The organism is Desulforhopalus singaporensis, assembly GCF_900104445.1.
Lineage (GTDB): Bacteria > Desulfobacterota > Desulfobulbia > Desulfobulbales > Desulfocapsaceae > Desulforhopalus_A > Desulforhopalus_A singaporensis.
Window position 1 is genome coordinate 1 of sequence record NZ_FNJI01000077.1, and the last position, 6,488, is coordinate 6,488.

Genomic DNA, 6,488 nt, shown 5'->3' on the forward strand with positions numbered 1-6,488 from the left:
CGGATTTTCCTGGATCTGCAGTACCGTCTCTTCATCACTCAGGGTCAACTTATGCTTGATGATCATCGCACCGATCACCAGGCGTGCATCTTTTCCCGGACGCCCCTTATTGGGATTCATCGTCTTGTAATAACATGCAGCCAAGTCGTCCCACGGGATAACTGCGCTCCATTTTACCCACCGGTTCTTCGGATTCAGTGTACCGCCAAAAGGAAGGCTAAATCCATCCAGGCTGAGTTGCTTACTGCTCGTATATTGGATCATGTGCAAGCCTTTTGAGGAATATCCTGTTAAATTTCTACACATTATACACGATTCATCGGTTTTATGCTCGCGATTACGGACAGTTATTCGTTATTGAGGAGAATCTAAATATCTTTCGCCTTTAAAAGCTCTTAACCATCTAATATAAAAAATATTAAAAAAACAAAAGATATTCATGCATTCATACCGCAAAGGGGGCAATTTTCGACGATGAATGACACGTACGGCCTGCTATCGAAAAAGTGGGTGAGTTCTGAGGTCATTATGGCAGAAAGATACTCTCCTACTGTCTGCTGCAGATCGAGGCGAATCATCTCAAAGAGTGCTTCTGGTTTCTTTTGAATTTCATTGAAGATGATATCACCTAAGATACTGTAATTTCTACTTTCATGGCGCTTTTCCTTTGGTTTTGATTTCTTGGCAGATATTGAAACTTTATTTTAGGAAAAGCGCCTTTTTGGGGTTCATAAATTTTCACACAATATTTTTTACACCACCCTGGAAATCGTTTGCAAGTATGGCATAACGTATCACCTAAGTCGTTGATATTTAAGAATCCAACTAAAAATTTGGATCATAGGTTTAAGGTTCACCTGTTCCTAACGCCAAGCTTTAATACATCACGCAAATATCGAACACTATCCTCGCAAGCTTTCATCTCTCTTACACGCGCCTCTTCTATCGGCTCATCAAAACGTTCAAGTGCGATTTCATTTTCGAAAATTATAGTGTCCATAGGAGATTTCTCGAGGATTTGTTGCACCATCTTAGGACAGTCAAGTGATCCTTGCCCATGAGCAGCGCCAATATCACGTACCCCAAGGGAATCCACGACAATAATATCATCGCTGAAATGGCAACAATATGCCTTGGGCAGCATTCTTTCCATAGTGTAGTAAGGATTGTCTATAACTCGCATGGGGTTGCAAGTGTCAACGCAGGCGCCGATCAGAGGATGGTTCAGCTTGTCAACCAGCCACATAACTTCATCCGCAAATGTATCTGTATGGTTTTCGATCGCGATTTTCATACCATACTCTTCGATCATAGGAATTGCTCCGTGGAAAATCTCATACTTTTCAACAAGCTGCTTCATGATTTCCGGATTCATGCAAGATCCATAGAGAATTCTGTCTCTCTTGACGTCCAGACTGAATTTTACGAGTTGACATGCAAGCTTGTGGCCGATTTCAAGCGCTTCCTCTATAGTGCAGTTTATACGTGAGTCGTTTTCTGAATCGAAGGAAGAATTGAATTCAAGGAATAGTCCTCGATCCTCCGCATCTTTTTTAACCTTAGACAGATTCTCATCGTCAATTGTCACCAGATCAACCTTTGTAATATGAAGGCCATCCAATTCCCATTCTACAGCCTTGTCCATCAGTTCCTCCAGTGACATAACTCTCCCAGGACGATCATCACGGGAATCACCACTCTCGCAAAAACCAAAGAAATGCAAAGTATATGTGTGCATGCCAAGTTTAAGCTGACGTTTTGAGTTTTCTGACATAGTATTCTCCTTTGAATATTTTTTTTGCTGAAGGACAGTTCATGAAATGCATCTCATGTTGGCGCCGGGTGACATCACACGCGCAGATATTTGTTATCGACACCCCTGGAGATCAGATACTCCGTGAGTGACGGCGCCAGTTCGCCCGATAGCCGAGGCTGCTCGTATTTCTCGAGTATTGCAGTCATTCGTTTATCAATATTGTCATTTATGGCTTCATAGGAAGTCTGGCCGGAAGCCAACCTCCGCGCGCCGATCTGCGGATTCCAGATTTCCTGCCGACAAAGCCGTGCCGTATGTGACGAGGTTATGAATTGACCGCCCGGACCGACTTCGGTTATGACATCCAAAGCCAGGGAGTCATCGTCGATCCGCACTCCTTCCCGAAGCCTTCTCACCAGACCGATGACCTCGAGATCGACCATGAATTTATCAAAACTAATGCCTTTGCCGCTGTCTAATCCGCCCCCGGCCAAGAGGACCATATTGACGTTTTCCTGCGAACAGGTCTGCAGCAGCATCATGCTCTCATAGCCACTTTGAACACAGACTTTTTTGGCATCACTGGTACTCCCACCGCTGCGACAAGGTAAACCATAGCTTTTCGCCAGCCGGGCGCCGCACATAATCGCAAGCGGATGCTCGGGCCCGCCGACGACAAAGGCGCCGGTGCGGAGGTCGGCGGAGGTTGCCTGGTTCCCGTAGACGACGGGAACGCCTTCGCGGATCATCTGGGTGACGGCAATCCCAGCCAGGGCCTCGGCGTTACTCAAAGCCATCATCCCGGCGATGGTGATCGGCGCGGTAAAACCTTCCATCGGCGCCGGCGTCACAAAAACAGGCTGCCCGTGCGAGGCATAGGCAATAAGAGTATCCAGGGCGTTACGGTCCATCTGCAGAGGGCTCAACGTATTGACAATGGTCATGATCCTCGGCTTCTCGGCCAGCTTTTCCCTGCCGTCGAAAACAAACGCCAGCATATCGAACATCGAACTCATCTGTGTTTCACTGCCTTCAATGCCGATAAGGGCCTTGTCGGAGTGAAGCAAGGTATTATATATCATCAGCTCAAGGTTGTGCCGGCAGTTGTCGAGATCCGACGGCTGAATAAGAATACCGCCGTTGGTCTGGAAATAGTCGGAACAATGTACCAGCTTCAGGAAGCGAATATAATCATCGAGGGTACCCTTGCGGATACGGCCGTCCCGGTCAATCATATATGGCGCACCATAAGCGGGCCCCAACACCATATTATCGCCACCAAGGACAAAATTATTTTCAGAGTTTCGGGCGTGTACCGTAAAGGATTTCGGCGCCTTCTCGACCCAGCCCATAAGCTGGTTTTCTTTAAAATAGGCGGTCTCCCCGTCGACCCTAATCCCTTTTTCCCTAAGTAATTCAATGATTTTCGGGTGTTGAAACCGCATGCCGGCGGTTTCCAGGATCCTCATCGAAGCATTGTGAATTTTATACAAATTTTCAATCATGACAACCTCGCAAAAAAACTTTTTAAAAACGGTGATGGCTAAGAAAGAATTCAAAAAATGAAGAATTTTTACGACGCCATCAATCATGAAATGATACCGGCCCTGCACCCTTGAGATAATTACCGCAGAACGTATAGTTGCCCAAGCAGCCATCATGAGGGCAACAAATGTCCGGTTGATAATCTTTCGCCGCAGCAGTCCGTAGGATATACTTGACAGACCGCCGGTAATATGAACATCCGTATATTTCCCCTTTATTCCACGCATCGCATCGAGCACCATGGTGCTTTTTTCCGTATGCGTGCTGATCGGCAAAATCCTGATTGGTAGAAACTTCGCCGATCATAATCTTGACCTGATCACGCAAACCGCTTTCACTGATTGCATCGATGTTTTTTCATCATCGCCATGGTCGTCGTCAACAGGGCGGAGAAGGCGACGATCTTCGCCCCACTTTCTTTGATTTTCGCGACAAATTGTTCGGGCGAGATATCGCCGCCGAGAATGATGTCTACTACCTTGCTTAAATCTGCAATTGTACTATCTCCTGTTTTGCTGATTTTATCTGAAACTCAGAGCAAGTGGTTGTAATCCTGCAGTCCAGATTTCCATTGTTCGTTGTGACTGAGGCATCTGGTCCAGCCATGCTAGTTTATCTACATGTCCTCATCAAAAACACTGATCAACCTTTCAGCCATTTCTTCTCCAATTCCTTGAGAGCGGCTACCTTGTCCGGATCCAGCGGCGGTACCTCGTAATTTTCCTCAATATCGATCACCTTTTCATTAAGCGCTTTTATCAAATCATGAGCCTCGCTGACACCCATCGCTGGGCGGGTAAAATAGGTCGGCTGCCAGAAGCTGCGGAAATTCTGCAGGGTGTGCTTCTGAATGAGATAGTTGCCACCGGCGCCGACCGAATCAATCACATCGATGGCCAGGGTTTCATCGGTTACCTGAATCCCGCGCATGAAATGTTTGACATGATCGATGACCTCATCACAGAAGAGTACCGTCGTCGGGTCCACCAGACTTGCCTGATCCAACAGAGCCACATCGTGTACGAGGTTGGCTCCGGTCAGCACCGCCAGCAGACAGGACATGCCGATCTCGGCGGCCCCTTGCGCATCCAGAGCCTTGGTGTCGGTACAACCGGCCGTTCCCCAGAAGGGCAGATGGAAATAGGTGGCGATATCGGCAAGGGCCGCACACTGCAGATACAATTCAGGTCCGCCGTAGACACAGACGGTCGACTTCATATCCATGACCGTGGCGACACCGCCGTATAGGAACGGCGCCCCTGGGTTGGTCAGCTGATGGATCACCAGCCCGGCAAGCGATTCCGCATGGCTCTGGGCCAGCAGACCGGCGGAGGTGGCCGGCGCGGTCGCCCCTCCCATGGGGATCGGATAATAGACGATCGGCATTCTATGCTCGGCACAGATCATCAGCTCCTTGATGGCATGATCGTCATGGACAAGCGGAGAAATGGGTTCCCCGAGCTTCATCATATAGGGATTCATCTTCAATTGCTCACGACCGCCGACAATGATAGATGCCATCTCGATGATATCGAGCAGGGCGTCCGGGCCGTTTGGACTGAAGGAGATCGCCTTGCGCTGGTTGAGCATCATCTCCCGGATATTCACCCGGTCAACAATTTCCGGGGGAAGATCGGCCGCGAAAGCGCCAACCTGGACAACATCCATATGCCGGGTGTAATCCATGATCTTTGCCATTCTGGCGGCGTCCGAGGCGACAAATTTGCGCCGCTGACGGGTCTGGGGATCGACGATATCGATGTTATCGACCAGGGGAGAAAAGTGGGTCTTTCCCGTTTCCATGCGATAGGCTCTGTTGCCGTCACGGTCACAGAGCACAAATCTTTCCGGTACGGTATTCAATGCCCGGTCGACCAGGTAGCTGGGAATCCTGACCAGACCCTTGTCTTCAACCACGGCACCGTGACTATACAGGAGATTTCTTGCCTCTTCATTGTGGATCAGAGAACCGGTCCTTTCCAGAATATCGCAGGCCGCCAGGTGTATTTCTTTTATCTGGCTATCAGATAAAACACGCATGCGAGGAGTGATTTGGGTTAAATTGGCAAACATGGCATTTCCTTTTTTGATCTTTTTTTCTTATTTTTTTGATTTCAGCTCTGTGTGGACAGGCGCTGTTTTCCCAACTCTGTTTGTATTTTTATGAAACCTTTCTTGTGGAGATCTCCAGCACAATAGCCCGTACCGCCACCAAGGCTTTTTTTGTCCGCAACGGCTTCCCGACACCCCCTCTGCATGAATATCAGCGGGCATGATTTTCGCACCATTTCTGACAAAAGAACGTACCCAAGCTGTCTTCCGCGAGATTTGAGCCGATCAATCCTCATCAAGTTCCTTCCCCTGAATTCCCCTGAGCAGCGCCCCCTGGGTGACAACCCCCACGCAGTTGCCGCCTTCCATAATTTGAATGATTTTGGCGCCGGTGCTGACCATCAGGTCAATCAGCGCATCGAGGTCTTCGTCGGGGGAAGAAACCGGACACCCTTCCAAGTTTGCGTCCGGGTATTTTTTTTTGAAGTAACCGATACTCCACATCACGGTATGGGCGTAGACGAGATGGAGGCGGGAGATACCGGCAACAAAATCGGCGACATAGTCATCCGCAGGCTGAGTGACTATATCTTCCGGAGTACCTATCTGCACCAGCACCCCGTCTTTCATGATGGCGATTCGATGCCCGATCCGAATCGCCTCATCCAGATCATGGGTAATAAAGAGGGTCGTCTTTTTCATTTTCGCAGACAATTCCAGGAACTGGTCCTGCAGCTGCCGGCGAATAAGGGGGTCCAGGGCGCTGAACGGTTCGTCCATAAGCAGAATATGTGGATCAGCGGCCAAGGCCCTTGCCAGCCCCACCCGCTGCTGCATACCACCGGAGAGTTCATCCGGATAGCTCTCGCCCCACTCCGCCAGTTTGACGATACGCAACGCGTTATCCGCCACCTTATATCGTTTTTCCCGCCCTATTCCCCTTAATTTGAGCGAGAAGGCAACATTCTCCCTGACGTTTTTGTGCGGCAACAGAGCCATGTTCTGAAAGACCATGCCGATTTTTTCGGCTCGAATCCTTCTAAGCTCTTCAGGGGCCATCATTGTAATATCGTTACCTTCAATGAACACAGTCCCGGAAGTAGGATTAATCAGCCTGTTTACATGTCGCACGAGT

At 49.0% G+C, this 6,488-nt stretch carries 4 protein-coding genes and 1 pseudogene; all 5 read right to left on the bottom strand.

Features of this window, described 5'->3' with window-relative positions:
• Positions 1-264 (bottom strand): annotated as a pseudogene (locus BLQ17_RS21380) (IS5 family transposase); the annotation flags it as partial.
• Positions 265-853: 589 nt separating this feature from the next.
• The gene (locus BLQ17_RS21385) at positions 854-1,774 is read right to left on the bottom strand and encodes a sugar phosphate isomerase/epimerase family protein (RefSeq protein ID WP_092226249.1); all 921 of its coding nucleotides are present in this window, start codon (positions 1,772-1,774) and stop codon (positions 854-856) included.
• A 74-nt stretch (positions 1,775-1,848) separates the two neighbouring features.
• Positions 1,849-3,543 (bottom strand): trimethylamine methyltransferase family protein, encoded by a 1,695-nt coding sequence (locus BLQ17_RS21390; protein WP_092226251.1) that lies wholly within the window; start codon positions 3,541-3,543, stop codon positions 1,849-1,851.
• 400 nt (positions 3,544-3,943) lie between these two features.
• Positions 3,944-5,374 carry a trimethylamine methyltransferase family protein gene (locus tag BLQ17_RS21400; RefSeq protein ID WP_092226253.1) on the bottom strand — a complete coding sequence of 477 codons (1,431 nt, stop codon included), beginning with the start codon at positions 5,372-5,374 and terminating at the stop codon, positions 3,944-3,946.
• 264 nt (positions 5,375-5,638) lie between these two features.
• Positions 5,639-6,488 (bottom strand): ATP-binding cassette domain-containing protein (locus BLQ17_RS21410; RefSeq protein WP_092226257.1); only part of this gene is annotated, 850 nt, incomplete at its 5' end.

Excerpts from the sequence above, each read along its gene's own strand:
- BLQ17_RS21400 (WP_092226253.1), bottom strand. The coding sequence starts at position 5,374 with ATGTTTGCCAATTTAACCCAAATCACTCCTCGCATGCGTGTTTTATCT.
- BLQ17_RS21385 (WP_092226249.1), bottom strand. The coding sequence starts at position 1,774 with ATGTCAGAAAACTCAAAACGTCAGCTTAAACTTGGCATGCACACATAT.
- BLQ17_RS21390 (WP_092226251.1), bottom strand. The coding sequence starts at position 3,543 with ATGGTGCTCGATGCGATGCGTGGAATAAAGGGGAAATATACGGATGTT.